Source organism: Micromonospora sp. FIMYZ51 (assembly GCF_038246755.1).
Lineage (GTDB): Bacteria > Actinomycetota > Actinomycetes > Mycobacteriales > Micromonosporaceae > Micromonospora.
In genome coordinates, this window is record NZ_CP134706.1 from 2,680,915 (window position 1) to 2,701,411 (window position 20,497).

15 protein-coding genes are annotated in these 20,497 nt (G+C 69.9%); 8 read left to right on the forward strand and 7 right to left on the reverse strand.

Features of this window, described 5'->3' with window-relative positions:
• Positions 1-167: 167 nt before the first annotated feature.
• The 4 genes from QQG74_RS13030 to QQG74_RS13045 all read right to left on the reverse strand — a co-directional run bounded on the left by QQG74_RS13030 (position 168) and on the right by QQG74_RS13045 (position 5,082).
• Positions 168-1,178 carry an AfsR/SARP family transcriptional regulator gene (locus QQG74_RS13030; protein WP_341721227.1) on the reverse strand — a complete coding sequence of 337 codons (1,011 nt, stop codon included), beginning with the start codon at positions 1,176-1,178 and terminating at the stop codon, positions 168-170.
• Between the two features lie 144 nt (positions 1,179-1,322).
• The gene (locus tag QQG74_RS13035; protein WP_341720531.1) at positions 1,323-1,931 is read right to left on the reverse strand and encodes a hypothetical protein; all 609 of its coding nucleotides are present in this window, start codon (positions 1,929-1,931) and stop codon (positions 1,323-1,325) included.
• A 266-nt stretch (positions 1,932-2,197) separates the two neighbouring features.
• The gene (locus QQG74_RS13040) at positions 2,198-3,817 is read right to left on the reverse strand and encodes a thiamine pyrophosphate-binding protein (protein WP_341720532.1); all 1,620 of its coding nucleotides are present in this window, start codon (positions 3,815-3,817) and stop codon (positions 2,198-2,200) included.
• A 50-nt stretch (positions 3,818-3,867) separates the two neighbouring features.
• Positions 3,868-5,082, reverse strand: a complete 1,215-nt coding sequence (locus QQG74_RS13045; RefSeq protein WP_341720534.1) for an FAD-dependent oxidoreductase — start codon at positions 5,080-5,082, stop codon at positions 3,868-3,870.
• Positions 5,083-5,151: 69 nt separating this feature from the next.
• Here QQG74_RS13045 and QQG74_RS13050 point away from each other — a divergent pair, with 69 nt between their 5' ends.
• From QQG74_RS13050 to QQG74_RS13065, 4 genes are all read left to right on the forward strand, one after another.
• Entirely contained in the window at positions 5,152-5,943 is a 792-nt protein-coding gene (locus tag QQG74_RS13050) for an SCO2525 family SAM-dependent methyltransferase (RefSeq protein ID WP_341720535.1), read from the forward strand.
• Between the two features lie 230 nt (positions 5,944-6,173).
• A complete protein-coding gene (locus tag QQG74_RS13055; protein WP_341720536.1) occupies positions 6,174-8,015 on the forward strand; it encodes an SCO2524 family protein in 1,842 nt (613 codons plus the stop codon).
• Complete coding sequence (locus tag QQG74_RS13060) at positions 8,015-8,944, forward strand: SCO2523 family variant P-loop protein (protein ID WP_341720537.1); 930 nt, start codon at positions 8,015-8,017, stop codon at positions 8,942-8,944. The genes QQG74_RS13055 and QQG74_RS13060 overlap by 1 nt, the downstream gene beginning before the upstream one ends.
• Positions 8,929-9,906, forward strand: coding sequence for an SCO2522 family protein (locus tag QQG74_RS13065; RefSeq protein ID WP_341720538.1), 978 nt, complete (start codon positions 8,929-8,931; stop codon positions 9,904-9,906). The genes QQG74_RS13060 and QQG74_RS13065 overlap by 16 nt, the downstream gene beginning before the upstream one ends.
• Positions 9,907-9,912: 6 nt before the next feature.
• On the opposite strand, the gene QQG74_RS13070 is transcribed toward QQG74_RS13065, so the two are convergent.
• Complete coding sequence (locus QQG74_RS13070; protein ID WP_341720539.1) at positions 9,913-10,869, reverse strand: SCO2521 family protein; 957 nt, start codon at positions 10,867-10,869, stop codon at positions 9,913-9,915.
• A 276-nt stretch (positions 10,870-11,145) separates the two neighbouring features.
• Here QQG74_RS13070 and QQG74_RS13075 point away from each other — a divergent pair, with 276 nt between their 5' ends.
• Entirely contained in the window at positions 11,146-15,360 is a 4,215-nt protein-coding gene (locus QQG74_RS13075) for a HEAT repeat domain-containing protein (RefSeq protein WP_341720540.1), read from the forward strand.
• Between the two features lie 33 nt (positions 15,361-15,393).
• Here QQG74_RS13075 and QQG74_RS13080 read toward each other — a convergent pair whose 3' ends face one another.
• Complete coding sequence (locus tag QQG74_RS13080) at positions 15,394-16,821, reverse strand: sugar porter family MFS transporter (protein WP_341720541.1); 1,428 nt, start codon at positions 16,819-16,821, stop codon at positions 15,394-15,396.
• Positions 16,822-17,026: 205 nt separating this feature from the next.
• Here QQG74_RS13080 and QQG74_RS13085 point away from each other — a divergent pair, with 205 nt between their 5' ends.
• The 3 genes from QQG74_RS13085 to QQG74_RS13095 are packed head-to-tail and all read left to right on the forward strand — an operon-like array spanning position 17,027 to position 19,650.
• Complete coding sequence (locus QQG74_RS13085; RefSeq protein WP_341720542.1) at positions 17,027-18,274, forward strand: NAD(P)/FAD-dependent oxidoreductase; 1,248 nt, start codon at positions 17,027-17,029, stop codon at positions 18,272-18,274.
• A gap of 8 nt (positions 18,275-18,282) precedes the next feature.
• Positions 18,283-18,771, forward strand: coding sequence for a MarR family transcriptional regulator (locus QQG74_RS13090; RefSeq protein ID WP_341720543.1), 489 nt, complete (start codon positions 18,283-18,285; stop codon positions 18,769-18,771).
• Between the two features lie 48 nt (positions 18,772-18,819).
• On the forward strand, positions 18,820-19,650 hold the full coding sequence (locus QQG74_RS13095) for a metallophosphoesterase (protein WP_341720544.1): 831 nt from the start codon (positions 18,820-18,822) through the stop codon (positions 19,648-19,650).
• 68 nt (positions 19,651-19,718) lie between these two features.
• Here the strand turns inward: QQG74_RS13095 and QQG74_RS13100 are convergent, their stop codons facing one another.
• Positions 19,719-20,477: an SDR family NAD(P)-dependent oxidoreductase gene (locus QQG74_RS13100; RefSeq protein ID WP_341720545.1), complete on the reverse strand. Its 759-nt coding sequence runs from the start codon at positions 20,475-20,477 to the stop codon at positions 19,719-19,721.
• Between the last annotated feature and the right edge of the window lie 20 nt (positions 20,478-20,497).

Consider the following 20,497-nt stretch of genomic DNA (forward strand, 5'->3'; position numbering starts at 1 on the left):
ACGGCGCGGCCGGGTCGGTCGCCAATGCACGGGTGTCGATCAGCCCCGGCGCCGTACGCTAGCGGTGCGCCATGAGGCCCGGGAAGTCGGTGCCGGTCCCCGCCGTGCGGGTGGACTAGGATTCGCCTATCGGACCAACCGGTTCGATTCGGGCGGAAATTTGTGGGTTAGTTTCCGGGTTCGGGCTTGCCGACCCCGGCCATACCGGAGATCACGCAGATCTGGGTCGGCGTCCGGGCGTCCGGCGCGGTGAGCACGCGGTCGAGTTCGGTCAGTTCGGCGCCCCGGCCGACGAAGCCGGGTACGTCCGCCGGTAGCTGGTTGGGCACCGGCCGGGTCGGGTGGGCGGCCCGCACGGCTACCGCCGTCGGCTCGCTTTCGCCCCGGTCGCCGGGGGCCGGCGGATCGGGCGCCGGCGGTTCGTTGTTCAGCAGGGCGCGGTGCGCGGCGGCGAGTTCGGGACCGGGATCGACGCCGAGTTCGTCGACCAGCCGCCCGCGGATCGCGTGGTACGTGGCGAAGGCCCGCGCCTGCTGGCCCGCGGCCTGGTAGGCGCGGATCAGGCGAGCCTGCACCGCCTCGTCCAGCGGATGGTCGGCTGCCGCTTCCTCCAGGACCGGCAGTACGTCGACCGGAGCGCCGGCCGCGATCATCAGGTCGGCGTACCGGCGCAGTGCGGACCGCTGTTCGCCCAGCAGCCCGATCACCTTGGGATGGCTGGCCAGCGCCGGTATGTCGGCAAGCGGTGCCCCGCGCCAGAGCCGGAGCGCCTGCTGGAGCAGGCCCGATGCGGACTGCTGTGCACCACCGTGGACCAGGTCGTTCGCGGCGGCGGTCAACTCGCGGAAACGCTGTACGTCGATGTCGGCGACGCGCAGCGCGTAGCCGTCGCCGACGGAGGGAAGCAGGACGCTGCGACTGTGCGGAGGCCGTCCGGGTTCCAGGAGCCGGCGCAGGTGCTTCACGTGGGTCTGGATGATGTTGATGGCGCTGGGCGGTGGCTGGTGCCGCCAGAGCGTGTGCACGATCTCGGCCCTCGGCAGCGGCTGCGCCCCGGCGAGGGCGAGCAGCCCGAGCACGGCGCGTCGGCCGGTGGGCCCGAGATCGATTTCGGCGTCGTCACGCCATGCGCGTACGGCGCCGAGAACCTGGAGCCGCACGGTGCCGCCACCGGCCATGTCCGTCAATATTCCACACGACCACCAGGCCATCAAGAAGCGTGGATGTGCGCCACGGCCGGTGGCCCGGTCACCGCTGCAACGGTGACCGGGCCGTTTCCGCCAGAGGCTGAGCCGGCGGGAAGGGTGTGTTACCGCCGCCGGTCAGCCGACGCCGAAGTCCCACGAGTAGTAGTAGTTGCCGTAGTAGGTGATGGCACTCCACGGGTACCAGTTGGCGTAGCAGCCGTACCTGATGATGCACTGCTCAAGGTGCCGCTGCATGACCGAGGTGGCCTGGCTCGCCGGGGTGCCGCTGACGTGCGAGTCCAGGTTCCGGACGTAGATGGTCGGGTCGGCGTAGATCATCTGGTCGTACCGGAGCAGCCAGCGGGTGACGTTTGTGCCGTCCATGCAGGCCTCGGCGCGGTGGTTCCAGACGAACAGATCGAAGCCGAGAATGGTCTCGACGGTGACGGTCACCACGACCCAGCCGCACAGCTCGCTTGCCGCGTACGGGCCGACGACCTTCGCCCCGCTGCCGTTCTCGGCCAGGTTGGGGCTGAACCTCTTGGTGACGGTCGTACGGCTCGGGTCGGCGACCACCCGGGCGAGCTCGGGATGGCGCTTGATGAGCCTGATGTCCGCCGCCGAGTGCCGGTTGGCAGCGATCTTGGCGAGAGCCGTGGCGATGGCCGGATCAGCGCTGCTGGCCGACTTGGCGGTGGCCGGAGCCCCCACCAGCGCGGTCAGCAGCGCCACCACCGCCGCCACGAGCGTGACTCTTGGTCGGTACCTGGAGAACATCGTCCGTACCTCCTCCGGTGAACGTAAGGCGGACGTTAGGCAGCGCGGCTGGACCGCAGTTGGATCGGCGATGGATCGCGGTTGGATCGCGCGCCGCCAGCACCCCGGTCCGGATCCGGATCCGGGTCCGGGTCCGCGGACTGTGGACGCGCGGGAAGGTGCAGTGAACGCAGGAAACGAGCAGGAGGACGTCGACCACGTCCGCCGCCTCCCGCAGCGGAACTGCTGGTTTCTCAGGCGTCGGCAGGTAAGGTGCGCGGATCGACCTTCGCGACGATCAGCGCGGGCGCGCTCGACGCCTTCGCCGCGGCGAGCGCCGCATCGAATGCCGATGCGGTGTCGACCGAGTAGGCCGATCCCATTCCGACTGCCGTGGCGAAGCTGACGAAGTCCCATCGGTTGAGCACGACGTACGGCAGCGGCTGTACCCCGGACTGCTCGAAGTACCGCCGGCCCAGGATGAACTGCTCGTAGCCGTACAGGCCGTTGTCGATCACGATGACGACCGGGTCGATCCGGTACCGCACCATCGTGGACAGTGCCTGCGCCATCATGTGGAAGCCACCGTCGCCGCAGACGACCAGCGGCCGGCGGGGCGACCCGAACGATGCGCCGACCGAGGCGGCGACGGAGTGCCCGATCGACGCCCACACCGACCCGCACAGAAACCCGTCGCGACCCTTGACCGGCAGCCTGGCGGCGGAGAACACCCCGAGGAAGGTGTCCGGGACGACGAGCCAGGAATCGTCAAGTGCCACGCCGATACGCTCGAAGACCTGGCGATAGGTCAACCCTCCGGTGGCCGGAGCGGGCATCGTCGGTTGCACTCCGGCGGGTGCCGGCCTGGGCGGTGCCGTCGCGGCCTGAGTGACAAGCGCCGCCACGAGCGTGCGGAGTTCCGCCTGCTGCCTGACCCCACCCCTGATCCGCACTGTGCCGTCGTAGACGGAGACGATGTGCTCCCGGCGGCTGGCCAACAGCTGCGCGTACCCGTTGGGAAAGACGCAGCCGAGCGTCAGGAGCAGGTCCGCCTGCTCCACCGCCTCGCGCGCCGGGCCCGGACGCGGCGGGTCGTACACCCCGACCCAACCCTTGCCCTGCTCGGCGAGGACCGACTTCGCCAGGAGCGCGGTGGACCACCGTACGCCGAGCTTGGTGATCAGGTCGGCCACCTGGTCGGCGAGTCCGTACCGCTGGATCTCGGCGCCGACCAGGATGAGCGGTGAGCGCGCGGCGCGGATCAGCCCGATGATCGTGCCCGCGAGGCCCTGCTCGGTGCCGGCCGGGGGATCGGTGAGTCGCAGCGGTCCGGCCGGGCTCGCGCAGGCGCGATTCCACAGGTCCTTGCTGATCTCCAGGTAGGTGGGTCGCATCCGTCTGATGGCGGTCGCGATGGCGGTGTCCACGATCGTCGGCACCTCGGCGGTCGTGGCGGCCCGTTGCGCACTTGCGGTTACCAGTTTGTAGGCGCTCAGGTCGGTGTCGGGCCGACCGATGGAGTGCGAGAAGACGACGTCGAGGTCACTGAGGCCGGCCAGGTGGGATTCGGTCGGGCCACCGTTGATGACGACGATGGGACTGCGCTCGACGTACGCACCGGCGATGGCGTTGATCAGGCTCAGCGTGCCCACGCCGTAAGCGACGGAAACCGCGGCCAGACCCCTGGTACGGGCGTAGCCGTCAGCCGCGTAACCGGCCTCGAGATCGGTCGCGGTGACCACCGCGGTCATGCCAGCGGCGGGAGCGGCGTCGAACAGCGGCGCGCAGAACGCGGACGGAACCCCGAACAGCGTGTCGACGTGCTGTTCGCGCAACCGCGTCAGGATGTAGTCGACAACGGTGCAGGCCACCATCTCGCTCCTTGCCGCCGGATCGGATCAGGACATCGCCTGGGACTGCGGGCTCACCGCGTCGACCAGCGGCGCGTTGCGCGGGTGATGGATGTGGATCTCCGGCAGCGGCTTCGGCGCGGCCCGACCGAACAGCGAGGCGACGTGCTGCACCAGCCCGCTGCACACGGCGGGTCGGGTGTCTCGTCCGCGACGCCGTACTCGGTGGTGCCGCCGATGACCACGTGGTCGCTGCGGGGGAAGAGGTAGCCGTTCTGGCTGTACAGATAGTCCAGCGCCGGCTGTGCCGGGAGCATCGCGAGCTGCCCCTTGATCGGGCAGAGGAGGTCGTCGTTCCACAGGTCGCGCGCACCGAAGCCGGTGCAGTTGACGATGATGTTCTGGGGCACCGAGGTGAGCACCTCCTCCCGGCTGCGGAACCTCTTCCAGACGAAGCGGACCCCGCGGGCGAGTAGGTCCTCTTCCAGCCGCCGCAGGAAGGTCGGCGGCTCGACCAGCAGTGTCCGGTACCGGTAGCCGGCCTGGGTGTGGTGCTCGAACGGCATCCGGGGCAGGAACTCCCGGTGCACCAACCCGGCGGCGAGTTGCATCACCACCTCGAGATTCTCGGCCGGCCGGCCGGCGTAGTTGTCCCGTTCGTACACCCCGAAGCCATTACCGATGCTCTCGCTGAAGGTGCGGTGGGCGGTCCGCAGGATCTCGGCCAGCTCCCGTTCCTTGCCGGCGTAGTTGACGATCGACACAGCCCACTGGCCGCCGGCCTTGAACGATGTCGTCTCGGCCGGCTTTCGATCTGCGTAGATGGTCACCGTGAGGCCGAGGTCGAGCAACCGGGTTGCCGCCGTCAGGCCCATCACCCCGGCGCCCAGTACGGCCGCGTCACGTGTCGAGCCCGCGGCGACGCGCGCCCGGACGATCTCCCTCACCTTGGCGGCGCATCCCCAGCTCAACGTGATGCCGGCGCCGCCATGGCCGTAGTTGTGCACCACCAGCCTGCCCGCGGCATCCTCGGCGTCCAGCCGATAGGAGCCCCGCCGGTAGGGGCGTATCCCGGCGAGGCAGGCACCCGGCGCGCTCGGGACGAAGGTGAAGTCAGGGGTCGGCAGGTTGGCACCCGTCATCACGGCCACCCCTCCCGGGCTCACACCCCGCTGATTCAGCGACGACCGTGGCACCACGATCGCTAACCTCCCCAATATAGGACAGATCGGCAGAAATGCGGGCTGACATGCCGTCACTTGCGGGCCGGCAACAGGTTCGATGCACAATGGTCAGTGCACTGATCGCGCCGGAGCGACAACCGAATGTGATCCGCCGAGACCGATGGAGGCACGTCCATGGCGTTGACCCCGGCGGCCGGCGGTTGCGGCGATCCGCCCACGTCGTCCGGGCCGAGCCGGTCTCCGCGGCAGGTGAACACCGAGGTCGAGTGGGACGGGTTCGACCCGCAGGCCTATGTCCGGCACAACTACGCGGACCTGCGTCCCGACGACCGCGAGCTGCTCCGCCGGACCCGAGACTTCTTCGCCGCAGCGAAGCTGGCCGACGCGCGCTGTGTCGACGTCGGATCGGGTGCCAACCTCTATCCGGCCCTGACGCTCCTGCCGTTCGCGCACGCCATCGACCTGTGCGAATGGTCCATGTCGAACGTGCGCTGGCTGCGTACGCAGGTCGACGGCTACGACAAACTCTGGGACCCGTACTGGCAGGTCTGCGTCGAACATCCGGCGTACGCGGCGCTGCCCGATCCGCGACGGCGTCTGGCGCAGGTCGGCCGGGTCTGCCGGACCAGCGTCTTCGACCTGCCGGCGCACACCTGGGACGCGGGCACGATGTTCTTCGTGGCCTGCTCCATCTCGGCCGATCGGGCGGAGGCCGAACACGCTGTCGCCCGGTTCCTGCGGGCGCTGTGCCCCGGCGCACCCTTCGCCGTGGCCGTCATGCTCGGGTCCGCCGGCTACCGCGTCGGCCCGCGCTCCTTCCCGGCCGTGGCGCTGCATCGTGCCGAGGTGGTGGCTGGCATCGCGGCCGGCGCGGACGACGTGACGGTCCACGAGGAGCGCCCCCGACCGCCGTTGCGCGACGGATACCTGAGCATGCTGCTGGCCACCGGCCGCACCCGCGGCTAGTGCCGGTGCGTATCATGGTCGCCGCCGAGTGGACACCCCGGCCTGCCGGGGCGGGCACCCTGCACCACGTCCTGCGGCTCGCCGACATGCGGGAGGCGGCGCGTCTCCGGTGGCACTCGACCGGCCCGTTACCATGACACTGCACATCGGTGCCGGTAATCGTGGATCATCGTGCGCACGGCAACACCAGCGGTTCCGAGTCGGCGACTACATGCAGACGGCGGTGGATCATGCGGATACAACCGCGCCAGGAGATCCTCGACATCTGGCGGGCCACGGTGCGGAGCTGTTGGGATAAGGGCGAATGGCACTGGGGCGGCCGAAGCGGTAGCAATTCCATTAGTGATGCCGAGCAACTGCTGATCCTGCTCCTTCCCGCGGCGAAGATCCCCGTGCTGTCGCTCGACGACCCCGACCGCGCCGACGACGAGGTGGTCGAGGCGCTCGGCGCCATCGGCGGTGCGATCGAGATCCCTCGCCGGCTGGTCAGCATCATGATCGATTACTTCCGGCGGTACACCGCCGAGGACGGCACGCCCATCTTCGGCGGCGGCGGCTACCTCACCCCGATCGAGGGCGGCCCGGAGCTCACCGAGGAACAACGGTCCCTGGACATCGTCGACTCGTTCGCCGTCTCCGTCACCCTCACGCTGGCGACTATCGGTTTCGTCAAGGTCTACCGCAATGCCACCCAGCGGCGAGAATTGCTCGCGCAACTGGATGAGCTGGAGGCGATGGCCGGCATTCGACTCACCGCCGCCATGGTGGGCCTGCTGCGCAGCTTCAGTACCTTCGTCTTCACCTCCACCGACAAGTACGGCCGCCAGCTGTGTGACATGGTCAACCAGGACGAGTTACCGCGCCGGGAACTCGTCGCGGCGCTGCGCGAGCAGTTGCGGGAAACCATGGCCAGCCTGCGCAGCGTGATCATCGGGTCGGGCCGAGTCACCGAAGACCTCGACAACAGCGACATGCTCTTCGAATGCGGCTGGTCGTGGGGCGTCATCGCCGGCGCCGAGGAAGTCCCCACCAGCGAGCCGATCGGCCGGCAACGCGAAGGCTCGGCCGAGAACGCCCCCTACCTCTACTTCACGGTCATCGCGATGGACGCGATCGAAGACCTGAACTCGGAACGTACTCGCCTGCTCGGTCTGCTCAACGAGGAACAACAGCGACTGTCCCGGGCCCTGCAACTACGCTGGGAGCTGACCCGGACCTACTGGGCAACGGTGGCGACCTTCGGCAACCGGCGGCGATGGCCCATCGAGGACATCCCGTGGGGCACGACCGACGGCGACCGCACCGACTACTACACCCTCCAGACAACGTCGCTTGCAGTCAAAGGACTGCTCGCCGTCGGACGCGGTGGCGACGAGGAGCTCAGCCGCATCGCCGCGGTGCTTGTGGAGCTGGCCCAGCGGGCTCGCGTCACCCGACGCGCATCGCCCGGCGAGTCAGCGCTGCTCGTACACGCCCCCGGCAAGCGGGTCACCCTCAACGACGCCAAGTCCACGGCGATCATGACGTGGGTCGTGAACGAGTTCTCCACAGTGCTGCTCCAGCGGGCGATCACCGTCGCCGGGCTGCTGAGCAACGCCCGGCAGCGCAGCGAACTGCTGGAGTTGGCCGACGAGGTGTGGGAGCATCTGCTGCTGCGCCGCATTCCCGACGGCCGGCACCGAGGGCTGTGGGACCACGTCGGCGGTGCCTTCCCCGGGCTGGCCCCCAAACCAGACGCGCCGTCCTGGTACCTCACCGAGCGGGTGGTGCACGCGCTGGTAAACGCCGGTCAACTGCTCTGGGACCGGCCCTTCCCGCGCGCCGGCCGGCTCGTCGCCTACGCGCAGGACCTGATCGACGAGGCGGAATACCTGTTCGACCGCGAGCTGATGCGCGGCACGTTCGCCGGCGAGGCGATGCAACGCAGCATGCGCAGCATCCGGGCCAGCCTGCGCCGGGCGCAACTGCTTGTGGACGAACGTCCGGGTACGGCAGCCGCCCTGGCGAACACGCTGCTGCTGCTGCTCAACGACATCACCACCGGGCAGCAGAAAGCCAGCGAGGGGATCTGATGCTGGTCTTCGTCACGTCGCACAAGGGTGGCACCGGACGCTCGGTGACCGCCGCGAACATCGCCTACCGCAGCGCCCTGTCCGGCCGCCCCACCTGCTACCTGGACTACGACTTCGGCTCGCCGACCGCTGGCATCACGTTCCAGATCCCGGACGCCGTCAACGGGGTGGAGGGCGCCGGGCCCAACGGCGGCGGCTTGCACCGCTACCTGCGCGGCGAGATCCCCTTCCCCGAACAGCTGGATGTCTGGGGTAGCTCGGAACGGGCCAGCCTGCGCCAGCGACCCATCGGCTCGGGCCCGCTGGTGCTCCTACCCGGCCAGCGCAACGGTAGCGAGTTCGGCTTCACCAACGACATCGCCAAACGCTGCGCCGAACTCTTCCTACGGCTGGAAGAGGAGTTCGACCTGACCCTCGTGGACCTCAGCGCGGGCCGCTCGTACGCCAGTCAGATCGTGCTGGCCGCCACCGCGACCCCCACGCTGCGCAAAGTGACCGCGCGCTGGTTGGTCTTCCACCGCTGGACCCCCCAGCACGTCACCGCAGCGGCAGATCTCGCCTTCGAGGCGGGCGGCATCCTCGCCATGGGCAAGGAATACGGCCACGAGCCGGAGCGGCTGCGGGAGTCGCTGCGTTTCATCCGCACGGCGGTGATCGACTCCCGTGGCCCCGAGGTCGGCCACCTCGACCTCGCGCAGCAGGCATTCCTGCGCAAGTGCGACACCGAACTGTCGGAACTGGCCCGCCGCCGCGGCGTCGGGCGCACCACGCTGCTCGGCGCGGTGCCGCTGGACCCGCTGTTGCAGTGGCGGGAACAGCTCATCTCGGACCACGACGTACAAGCCAAAATCGCGAATGTGAAGACGGTGGACGCCATCGTGGATCTGACCGAAAAGCTCTTCGACGAGACCGCATGGGAAACCGTGTGATCGACGTGGATGTCAGGTTCCAGGAGGCAGCTGCGGTGCGTCGGACCGAGAGCGTGGCGTATTCACATCTGTCGGTCGAGTTGGGGCACTTCTACGCGGAGGACTTCGGCACCGGCTGCCAGGAGCTACGGCGCCGGTTCGCGCGCATCGCCGACTGGTCACCGGCGATCCCGGCCCTGGCCCGCCAGGGACTGCCGGCAGCCCGCCAGCCCCGGATCAGCACCTGCTTCATGGTGGACGACTACTTCCACCGGTTCGGCTCACCGCGCGAGGTGATCCCGCAGGTGCAGAGCGCTGCGGCGGAACTCGGCCTGGTGTTGGACTACGTGGCCCGGGAATCCAGCTTCGCCCGCCACGGCGGCGTCGAACTCGCCCAGATGGTGGTCGACACCCTCGTGGTCGAACCACCTCGGCACACCACCGGAAGCCGGCCCCCGCTCAGCGAATCCGGATGGCTGTCCAACGGCATGCGCTCGCCCGGGTACGTGGACGCGCCGGCGATGACCCTGCCACGTCCGTGGTCCCCGCCGGTGCAGTCCGGCGATCCCCGGCACTCCATCTTCGTCGACATAGAGCTGTGGTCCGACGAACCGAAGAACCGGGTGTGGGCGTGTGCGCTGCTCGCATCGGTCTGGCAGATGACCCGGCTGGGCGTGCTGCGACACCGCGGGCAGACCCTGATGCAACCGAGCCGGCTCACCGGGGAGCTACCCGCCGACTGGGACGAGTTACCGGCGGTCGTCCAGCTCAACCCGAGCGCCGCGCCGTTCTGCGCGTACCGCACACTGACCCTGATGGACACCCAGTACCTGCCGGTCGAGTTGGCGGTACGGACCATCCTCGGTCAGGTGGCGGTACCACCGGCGGTCGCGCAACAGGTCGCCCAGCGCGCCGATGGCGAGGGTCTGCACCTGCCCAGCGAACTCGTCGACCGGCTGAGTTACGTGTTCATCGGCGGGTGAAGGTGGTCAGCGCCCGCACGGCTGGTCGACCGACATCCGGCCCGCCAGGTCACGCAGCAGCGCCAGGTTGCCCACGCTGATCTGATCCCGGATCCAGTTCACCGACGAGTTCCACTGCCGGCTGAATCCGGGCACCTGCTCCAGCCGGTCCCAGATCGGCCGCAGTCGCGGGTTGACCCGCGCGCCCGGCAACCACAGATGCAGCAGGTGCTCCAGCACGGGACGCAACCGCTCGACGTGTTCCTGCCCGGTGCCCGACCGGGTGACGACGGCCTCCATCAGGGAGGAGAGCATGGTCAGCAGCCAGTCGTGCAACGCGAGATCCTCGCAGAGCCCGGCCACGGCCGTCGGCACGTCCTGCGGGGCGAGCACCAGTTCGACCGTACGCAGGGTCGGGGAGTCCACGGTGACGACGGCCGAGACCTCCCGGCCCGGGTGTTGGCCCACCTGCGCGGTCCAGCGCAGCCGGGTACGCGCCGCACGCAGCGGCGGACGCCGATCCAGCAGGTCGGACATCTGCACTCCGTCGAGCACCCGTCCGGTGATCGCCTCCAGGTTCAGCACGTCCGCGTCGTTGCCGTGCAGGAAACCCGCGGTCAGGTCGGCGCTGTTCAGCTTGCCGACCGTCTCCAGGACGCCCGGGTTGGCCAGATAGTGCGACCAGGGCTGGCGACGCTCGCCGGCGACGACCTGGATGACCGACGACGCCTGCACGATCCGGCCCCCGGTGATGATGGCCCGGGTGACCACCGCGCCCACCCCCCGTAGCTTCCGCCGCTTGGCGCTGGGCAGCCAGCAGTCCACACCGGTGCGCACGTCGGGGGAGACCGCATAGAGCGACGGACGGCGGGAGGTCAGCACGGCCTCGCCTTCGACCAGGCTCAGCACTTCCGAACTCTGCTCCTGGGCCAGCGCCGTGCTGTGCTGGAGCAGGTTGGTGTGCACCTCACCGACCGTGATCATGGCTTCCTCCGCATCGCCGTCCGCCCGCAATCATCCTGCGGAATGCGACCCCCGCTGACTTTCCTCGCCGTGACCCGCGCCGACACCGACCCTGGTGAGGCAACGGGACCCCGCGACAACGGGAATCGACCCTCGGGTCGGCATCTACCCTGGGGGCATCATAGGCCCGACATCGACGGGAATCCCATGGCGGCGCAGCGTCACCGGCCGCACGAGCGTGACGACGGCTGATATTTTCGATAGTGCGGTCGCCAGCTACCCCTGGAGTTACCGTTTATGAAGGTCTACATTTCGGCCACCCAAAAGGACCTGCTGGAATACCGCGCTGCCGTACACGCAGTGGCACGTCGTCTGGAGATCGAGGACGTCGCCATGGAAGCGTACGGTGCCGACGTCCGACCACCGCTCGACCGCTGCCTGGCCGACGTCCGCCGCTGCGACCTTTATATCGGGCTGTTCGCCTGGCGCTACGGCTTCCGCCCGCCCGGTCAGGAATCCTCCATCACCGAACTGGAGTACCGCGAGGCACTCGCGGCCGGGAAACCCTGCCTGGTCTTCCTCCTCGCCGAGGAGACCCCCTGGCCGGTCGACCAGGTCGACCGGGGCACCGACGGGGAACGGATCGTCGACCTGCGCCGGGAACTCAAGGAACGACACCTGTGTGCCTTCTTCACAAGCGTCGACGACCTCACCGCCAAGGTCACCGCAGCGCTTGCCGACGTACGCAGCGGACGTTCCCCCGCACGCGGACCCGCCGACCCGGACACCCACCTACCCGAAGCCGTACGCAGCAACTACTACAAACAACTGGCGCTCAGATACCACACCGTCCCGGTCGACGCGGTCTCACCACGCCCCACCATCGGCTACCTCACCGTCGGGCTGCCGAAAGTGTTCGTCGAGCCCCGGGTACACGAGGAGGCCCGCCCGGAGATGCCGCTCGCCTGGTGGCGGTGGGCCGGCACCACCCCGGACGGCGACACCGGCGGACTACCCGGTGTGGTGAACCCGGAAGAGCTCGAACGACTCTGGGAGGAGTACGCGGCCAAGGATGAGCTTTCCTTGTTCGACGTGGTCTGTGACCCGGGCCGCCGGACGATCGTCCTGCTCGGCGACCCCGGCTCCGGCAAGTCGGCGGCTGCCCGGTACCTGGCACTGGCCCTCTCCGGCGCCTGCGACGAACCGCGACTCGCGGCGCTGAACCAGCACCTGCCCGTACTCATCGAACTGCGCTCCTACGCCGCGCACCGTGGCGACGGGCGCTGCGACGGCCTACTCGACTACCTCGGCCACCGCCACCAACAGGGACTTACCGGAATCGACCAGGAGGTGCTGGAGTCGTACCTACGCCAGGGCGGCCAGGCCCTCTTTCTCTTCGACGGCCTGGACGAGGTGTTCGACCCGGTCCAGCGCGAAGAGGTGGCCGCGCAGATCGCCACCTTCGCCAACGAGTATCCGGGAGTGTTGTCGGTGGTCACCTCACGGGCGGCCGGCTACCAGCGACAGACCTTCGCCAACGCCGGGTTCGACCACTTCACCCTCGAAGACCTGGATGACGAACAGATCACCCAGTTCCTCGACAACTGGTACCGCTACGTGATGCCCACCCCGGCGGTCGAGGCACGACGGCAACGACGACAGCTCCTCGACACGCTGCGCAACTCCCGAGCCATGCACGAGATCGCCGGCAACCCCCTGCTGCTGATGCTCATGACGATCGTCGGCCGCAGCCACCCCCTGCCGCGCAATCGACGCCGCCTGTACGCGCATGTCACCGACGTTCTCATCTCCGAGTGGGACGTGACCAAACAACTGCGGGAAAGTCACGGCGACGTGCCCTCGCTGGACCTCCAGGCGAAGCGTGGCCTCCTGCGCCACCTGGCATTCCGCATGCAGTTCCGGGAATCGGGACCGGCCGGCAACTACATCGACTCCGACGAACTGGCCCGTATCTTCCGTGACCACCTCGTCGCGTTCTACGGTTTCGAGAACGAGCGGGCACTCGCCATGGCCTACTCGATGATCGACAAACTGCGCCAGCGAAGCTTCATCCTGGAACGGTACGGACTTCGACTGTTCGGGTTCGTGCACCGCGCGTTCCTGGAATTCTTCTGCGCCGAGGAGATCGTGGACAGGATCGAGAACAACCCCAGTGCCTGGGACCTCGACCGGCTCCGCGCCCTCTTCCGCGAACACTGGGCCGATCCGTCCTGGCGAGAGGTGCTCCGGCTGGTCGCCGGAGCGCTACCCGCCCGGATCGCCAACGACCTGATCACCCTGCTCGCCACCGAGACCACCCAACCCTGGCCGCCGCTGAACCTGACCGCCCCGCCCTGGAACCTCGTGCTGGCCGCGCAGTGCGTGGCCGAAACCCCACAGCCCGCCGAACTGACCGCCGCGGGCAACGCCGTGCTGCGCCAGGTCGTGCTGCTTGTCGAACACGGCATCTCCGCCGACGACCCCAACCTGGCGGAGCTCACCGAACAGGAACTGCTCTCCTCGGTCCGGGCACTCGGGCCGAACTGGCCCAGCCGGCAGACCTTCCTGAACTGGTACCGCCGTCGCGGCGTGCGGACCAGCTGGCGCTCCGGCTCCGCCTTCGCCACCCGGATCGCCGCAGCGCTGTCCACCGTCGAGGAACACCTGGAGGACCTGCTGGTCCGGGAACTCCAGCAGGGCCGCGAGCGGCAAGCCCACCTCACCCTGGTCGCCGGGCTCGCCGAAGCCGCCGGCCGGCTGGACGCCACCGACGGCGACCGTCGCCGCTACCGGGACATCCTGATCGCCCAGGCCCGAGCCGAGGTCTCCACCGCCGTCCGGCAGGCCGCCGTGCGGGCTCTGATCACCCACTTCGGCGCCGATCCCGACCTCACCGACGAGTTACGCGACCTCGCCGACTCGCCCGACCCCGCGGTCCGCGCGCTTGCCGTACAGTCGCTCGGCGGTCGCGGCGAACTCACCGACGACATCCGCCACGCCCTGCTCGGCGCCACCGAGGACACCGCCACCACCGTACGCCGAGCCGCCGTCGCCGTGCTCACCGCGCGCTGCACCGACCTGCCGGACGCGCCCGGCACCCTCCAGCGACTACTTGCCACCGACCCCGATCCGGCGGTCGTGCAGGACGCGCTGGCCGCCCTGCTGACGCTGCCCGAGCACGCCGAGACCGCCCGCAGCCGGGCGTTGCAGCGAATGACCGGCGACTCCCCGGACGAGGTGCGGCGCTGCCTGGTGACCAGACTGCTGCCGGGACCGGCTGGCCCGCAGGAGACCGAGCTGTTGCTGAAGTTGGCCAGCTCGGACGGCTCCGCCCGGCTACGCGCCACCGCCGTGCAGCGGCTGGCGCTCGTACCGGATCCGGACGGACGCTGCCGGGCCCGGCTGATCGACCAGCTCGAACAGGACGAGGATGCCGCCGTACGGGCTGCCGCCGTGACCGCGTTGCTCGACCGGGACAGCACCGACGACACCTGCTGGACCGTGGTGGCGCAGGCGGCTCGCGTCGACGAGGACGCCACGGTGCGTCTCGCCGCGGTACGCGCGCTGGCCGAGGCCCACTCGGACCCCCGCACCGGAGAACTGCTGCTGGACAGTGCCCGACGCGACCCGACCGCGAGCGTCCGGCTCACCGCCGTCGACCTGCTCACCGGCCGACAACTGTCCGGCCACGCCACCCGTGACCTGCTCATCAGCCGAGCCTTCGAAGAGCGGGATGCGCTCGTCCGGCTGCGGGTCACCCGCAGCCTGGCCCGGCTCGCCGACCCGCCCGACCCCGCCGTGCGGGAGTGCCTGGCCGAACAGGTCAGCCGGGATCCCGACCCGAACGTGCTGCGCGCGGCCGCCGACACGCTCGCCCGGCACGGCGAGGTCGAGGGCCTCGTGGAGACCCTGTGCCGGCGGGCCCGCCGGGACAGTTACGTCGGCATCCGGCTGGCGGCCGTGCGGACGCTCTGCCGGTACGGCAGCCCCGACGTGGTGACCGACGTGCTGCTGGAATGCGTCGAGTCGGACACCGACCCGACCGTGTTCGACGCCGCGGTCTGCTGCCTGACCGAGCGGGGGAGCGCCTCCATGGCGGTGACGCTGCGCCTGATGCGCCGCCTGGCCGACCAGGACCCGGCGATCCGCGCCCGCATCGCCGCCGCGCTCGGCGAGTACTTCGGTGCCGACCCCGAAGTCCAGGTGCTGCTCGTCGGGCTGGTCCGCGACGACCCGGCCCTGGAGGTCCGGCGCCGAGCGGTGGAACAACTCGGCGCGACCCTGGCCGGCCGGGCCGGGGTGCCGGAGCTGCTGCTGCGGCTGGTCGACGATGACGACTGGGAGATCCGCCGGACCGCGTTGCTCGCGCTGACCCGACACCACTACCGAGACACCCGGACTCGAGAGCTGCTCATCGGGCTCGTCCGCCAGGAGGACGACGGCATCGTCCGGCGGCTGGCCGGGCAGCTACTGGCCACGCTGCCCGACATCACGCCCGACGACTTCCCGTGATCGGCCCCGGTCAGGGCAGTATCCGGCAAGTGGTCACATGTCCTCGAGTTCCCGACCCTTGGTCTCCCGGACCATTCGGAGCACGAAGACCAGGGCCAGGGCGGCGCAGCCGGCGTACAACCCGTACGCGAAGGCCAGGCCGACATCGGCGAGCACCGGGAAGCTGGTGGAGACAAGCCAGTTCGCGACCCACTGGGCGGCGGCGGCCACCGCCAGGGCGGTGGCCCGGATCCGGTTGTTGAACATCTCGCCCAGCAGGACCCAGACCACCGGCCCCCAGCTCACCCCGAACGACACCACGTACAGGTTGGCCGCGACCAGCGCCACCTTGCCGATCACCGGTCCGAGCGTCACGTCGTCACCCGAGCCGGTGGCGGTGCTGAAGCACCAGGCCAGTGTCACCAGGGTGACAAGCATTCCGGTGGCGCCGGCCACCAGCAGGGGCTTGCGTCCGATCCGATCCACAAGCGCGATCGCCACGATCGTGGTGAGGATGTTGGTCACGCTGGTGATCACGGTGATCAGCAGCGCGTTCTCCTCCGTGAAACCGACCGAGCGCCACAACGTGGTGGAGTAGTAGAAGATCACGTTGATGCCGACGAACTGCTGGAAGACCGAGAGCAGCAGCCCGACCCAGACGATCGGCAACAACCCGAGGCGGGGACCGCGTAGGTCAGCGAGCCGGATCGCCTGCGTCCCCTCGCCCAACGACCGGGTGATCTCGCGGATCCGCTGGTCCACATCACCGCCGACGAACCGGCGCAGCACCTCGCGTGCTTCGGTCACCCGCTGTTTCTGCACCAGGTAACGCGGTGATTCCGGGATCCGGAGGGCGAGCACCCCGTACAGCAGCGCCGGCAGCAGCTCTACGGCGAACATCCACCGCCACGCCGTTCCGCCCCACGGCACCGACTCGCTGGCCCCACCGGCGGCGGCTGCCAGCACGTAGTTCACCAGCAACGCCACGAAGATGCCGGTGACGATGGCGAGCTGTTGCAGCGAGCCGAGCCGTCCGCGCAGGTGTGCTGGTGAGATCTCCGCGATGTACGCCGGGGCGATCACACTGGCGGCCCCGACGGCCAGACCCCCCAGGATCCGCCAGATGGTCAGGTCGATCGGCCCGACCGCGAGGGCGGATCCGATGGCGCTGGCCGCGAAGAGAACCGCCGCGATCAGCATGACCCGCAGCCGGCCGGTGCGGTTGGCGATGGGGCCGGCGAACCACGCGCCGACGGCACATCCCAGCAGGGCGGCGGAGACGACGAATCCCAGTAGCCCCGATGACATGTGGAACTCGGCCTGGATGGCGTCGACCGCACCGTTGATCACAGCGGTGTCGAAGCCGAAGAGGAACCCGCCCAACGCTGCGGCGGCGGTAACCAGAATCACCACACCGTGACCATTGCCCTGCGGCCCGGCGGTGGCGCTGCCGCCGGCTGGTGACTTGTCGTCGGCCTGCATGGGCTACCAGTGCCCCGCCGCGCGCGGTTCCACGCCTGAGTCGGCGAACCGGTCCGAACCGGTCCGAACCGGCGAGTCGGGCGGCGTGGCGGACCGAGCGGGCAGGCGGGCGGCGTGGCGGACCGGAGGAATGCGGGCGGCGTGGCGGACCGAGAGGGCAGGCGGGCGGCCTTGCCCAAATCATCTTAGTCGTTAAGATAATCGCATGGGCTCATCGACTGACTTCTCGGTGGCAATCGCCGGCGCCGGCCTCTCCGGCCTCTGCCTCGCCCAGTACCTGACGCGCGCCGGCATCGACGTGCACGTCTACGAGCGGGACCCGGGCCCCTTCGTCCGGCGGCAGGGCTACCGGATCATCCTCGACCGGTACGGGCTGACGGCGCTGCGCGAGAGCCTGCCCCGTCCGCTGTACCGCCTGGCGCTGGCCACCGGCGACGAACCGGGCGGGCGCCTGCGTTTCACCGACAACCGGCTGCGGGACGCATTCACCATCACCTTCAAGAACGAGCCGCACGCGACCCGCCAGGTCGACCGGCTGACCCTGCGGTCGATCCTGCAAACCGGGCTGACCGGGCGCATCCACTACGGCAAGGCCGCCGTCGCGGTGGACAGCGACGGCCCGGCCGGGCTGCGGCTGCGGTTCTCCGACGGCGGGGCCGCCACGGCAGGCGTCGTGGTGGCCGCGGACGGCGTCGGCTCGGCGCTGCGCACGCAGCTCATGCCGGACGCGGACCCGGCGAACACCCCGATGGCGGGCATCTACGGCCGAACGCCCCTGTGGCGCAACGGCGAGAGCATCATCCCGGACGTGCTGCGTACCAGCGGGGTCCTGGCCATCGCCGACCGGCCGGGCCGCGCCTTCTTCTTCACCTCCATGCGGTTCGGCGAGCGCCCGCGGGAGGCGTTCGCGCGTCTGGCCCCGGGCAGCTATGCGCCCACCGGCGACGACTACGTCATGTGGGGACTGCTGCTCCGGCAGGAGGAGGTGCCCATCGCCGTCCGTGGGGAGCTGCGGGCGCTGTGGCAACTGGCCGCCCGGCTGAGTGCCGACTTCCACCCGCTCATCCGGCGGCTGGTCGACACGGCCGAGCTGGACACCACGGTGCTCAACCTCTTCGCCAGCGGTCAGCGTCCGCACCGCTGGGCGGTGCCCCGGGCGACGATGATGGGCGACGCCGTGCACGTGATGCCGCCGTTCGGCGCGCACGGCGGCAACACCGCGCTCCGCGACGCCGCCCTGCTCGGCCAGAAACTGGTCGAGGCCCGGGCGAGCGGCACACCGGTGGAGGAGGCGATCGCCAGCTACCAGGACGAGATGGTGCCCTACGCCTTCCGCGCCGTCGACACCGCCGCCGGACTGATGCGCCGCCTCACCGGCAGCGCCGCTGCGCCGCACTGGGTGCTGACCCGTGTGCTACCTCGGCTGCACCGGGTCACCGTTCCGGAGGCATGATTGCGGTCATGTCCCAGGAGTCGGTCCGTGCGTCCGCGATCGCCGACCTGATGCGCGCCGGGCGGGAGACGTCGCGGTTGTCCATGATGTTCCGGTACGCCATCGCGGAGCGGCTGGGCCTCACCGTGAGCGATCTGGAGTGCCTGGACTACCTGGCAGACGTCGGATCCGCCACGGCGGGGCAGGTCGCCGAGCGGACCAACCTCACCACCGGGGCGGTGACCAGTATGCTCCGCCGGCTCCAACAGGCTGGCTACGTGACGGCCGAGCGCGATCCGGCGGACCGGCGGCGGGTGATCGTCACCCTGCGGCCGGAGCGGCTCGCCGAGCTGGCCCGACCGTACGAGCGGTTCGCCGAGCAGACCAAGCGGCTCATCGAGGGTTACCGCGTCGAGGAGGTCATGCTGCTGGTCCGGCATTTTGCCCACATGCAGGCGATGTACCTCGCCGAGTTGGACCGCCTTCGCAGCGGCGACACCGCGCCGCGCCCTACCTGAGGTGCCGTCGGGTGCGCCGCACGGCGCACATGTGGCAAGATCGATGCAGTGACGGCCTCCCTGTTCGCAGTCAGCGACCTGCACGTGTCGTACGCCGAGAACAGGCAGATCGTCGAAGGTCTGCAACCCGAGTCGGACCAGGACTGGCTCATCGTGGCCGGTGATGTCGGCGAGATCTTCGCTGACATCGAGGCGACCCTGCGGCAGTTGCGCGGCCGGTTCCACACCGTGATCTGGGCCCCGGGCAACCACGAGCTGTGGACGCACGCCTCCGACCCGATCCAACTGCGCGGTGTGGCGCGCTACGAGGCGCTGGTGCGCATGTGTCGCGACAACGGCGTGCTCACCCCGGAGGACGCGTACCCGGTGTGGCGCGGCACGGGCGGGCCGGTGACGGTGGCGCCGCTGTTCCAGCTCTACGACTACACGTTCCTCCTGCCCGGGTTGACCAAGGAGGAGTCGCTGCGGCGGGCGTACGAGGTCGGGGTGGTGTGCACCGACGAACTGCTGCTGCACCCCGACCCGTACCCGGACCGGGAGTCCTGGTGCCGGGCCCGGTTGGCGCAGACCGAGCGCCGCCTCGCCGCTGTCGACCCCACACTGCCCACGGTGCTGGTCAGCCACTGGCCGCTGGTCCGCGCGCCCACCGAGGTGATGTGGTATCCGGAGTTCGCGCAGTGGTGCGGCACGGTCGCCACCGCCGACTGGCACGTGCGCTTCCGCGCCGCCGTGGCCGTCTACGGACACCTGCACATCCCGCGCACCACTCACTACGACGGCGTGCGCTTCGAAGAGGTGTCGCTGGGCTATCCCCGGGAGTGGCGCCGGCGGGGCGGAACACCCCAGCCGATGCGGCGGATCTTCGCGCCGGCGCAGTGATCGCGCGACTGCTACCTGGTCGGGCAGGTCGCCCGGGACGATGGTGACGCTGGACCTGGCCGCCGCAGCTAGCGCGGAGCCATCCGCAGCGCGCCGTCGAGGCGGATCGTCTCGCCGTTGAGCATCGGGTTCTCGACGATGTGCGCGACAAGCGCGGCGAACTCCGCGGGGTCGCCGAGCCGGGCGGGATGCGGTACCTGCCGGCCGAGCGCCTCGATCGCCGACCGGGGCAGCGGATCGAACATCGGGGTGTGGAACAGCCCCGGCGCGACGGTGACGACGCGGATGCGCAGGGCCGCGAGGTCGCGGGCGATCGGCAGGGTCATGCCGATGACGCCGGCCTTGGACGCCGCGTACGCGGCCTGGCCGATCTGGCCGTCGAACGCCGCGACCGAGGCGGCGTTGACGATGACCCCGCGTTCCTCCCCGTCCGCGTCGGCCTGCGCGATGCGCGCTGCGGCCAGGCGGATGACGTTGAACGTGCCGATCAGGTTGACCTGCACGATCTGGGTGAAGGCGGCCAGCGGGAAGGGACCGTCCCGGCCGACGGTCTTGACGGCGTTGCCGGTGCCCGCGCAGTTCACCACGACCCGCAGCGTGCCCAGGCTTGCGGCCAACTCGATCGCGGCGGCGACGTCGTCCTCGCTTGTCACGTCGCCCTGGGCGAACGCGGCGCGCTCGCCCAGGGCTGTGGCGACCTCCTTGCCCTGCGCCGAACGGGCGAGCACGACCACGGACGCGCCCCGCTCGTGCAGCCTGCGCGCCGCCGCCAGGCCGAGGCCGGACGTGCCGCCGGTGACCAGCGCGACGCTTCCGTCGATCCGCACGTGTCGCTCCCGTTCTCTTC

Bases quoted from the DNA above. Each gene is read 5' to 3' on its own strand.
- QQG74_RS13030 (WP_341721227.1), bottom strand. From the start codon at position 1,178: ATGGCCGGTGGCGGCACCGTGCGGCTCCAGGTTCTCGGCGCCGTACGC.
- QQG74_RS13040 (WP_341720532.1), bottom strand. From the start codon at position 3,817: ATGGTGGCCTGCACCGTTGTCGACTACATCCTGACGCGGTTGCGCGAA.
- QQG74_RS13050 (WP_341720535.1), top strand. From the start codon at position 5,152: ATGGCGTTGACCCCGGCGGCCGGCGGTTGCGGCGATCCGCCCACGTCG.
- QQG74_RS13055 (WP_341720536.1), top strand. From the start codon at position 6,174: ATGCGGATACAACCGCGCCAGGAGATCCTCGACATCTGGCGGGCCACG.
- QQG74_RS13060 (WP_341720537.1), top strand. From the start codon at position 8,015: ATGCTGGTCTTCGTCACGTCGCACAAGGGTGGCACCGGACGCTCGGTG.
- QQG74_RS13065 (WP_341720538.1), top strand. From the start codon at position 8,929: ATGGGAAACCGTGTGATCGACGTGGATGTCAGGTTCCAGGAGGCAGCT.
- QQG74_RS13070 (WP_341720539.1), bottom strand. From the start codon at position 10,869: ATGATCACGGTCGGTGAGGTGCACACCAACCTGCTCCAGCACAGCACG.
- QQG74_RS13075 (WP_341720540.1), top strand. From the start codon at position 11,146: ATGAAGGTCTACATTTCGGCCACCCAAAAGGACCTGCTGGAATACCGC.
- QQG74_RS13080 (WP_341720541.1), bottom strand. From the start codon at position 16,821: ATGCAGGCCGACGACAAGTCACCAGCCGGCGGCAGCGCCACCGCCGGG.
- QQG74_RS13085 (WP_341720542.1), top strand. From the start codon at position 17,027: ATGGGCTCATCGACTGACTTCTCGGTGGCAATCGCCGGCGCCGGCCTC.
- QQG74_RS13090 (WP_341720543.1), top strand. From the start codon at position 18,283: ATGTCCCAGGAGTCGGTCCGTGCGTCCGCGATCGCCGACCTGATGCGC.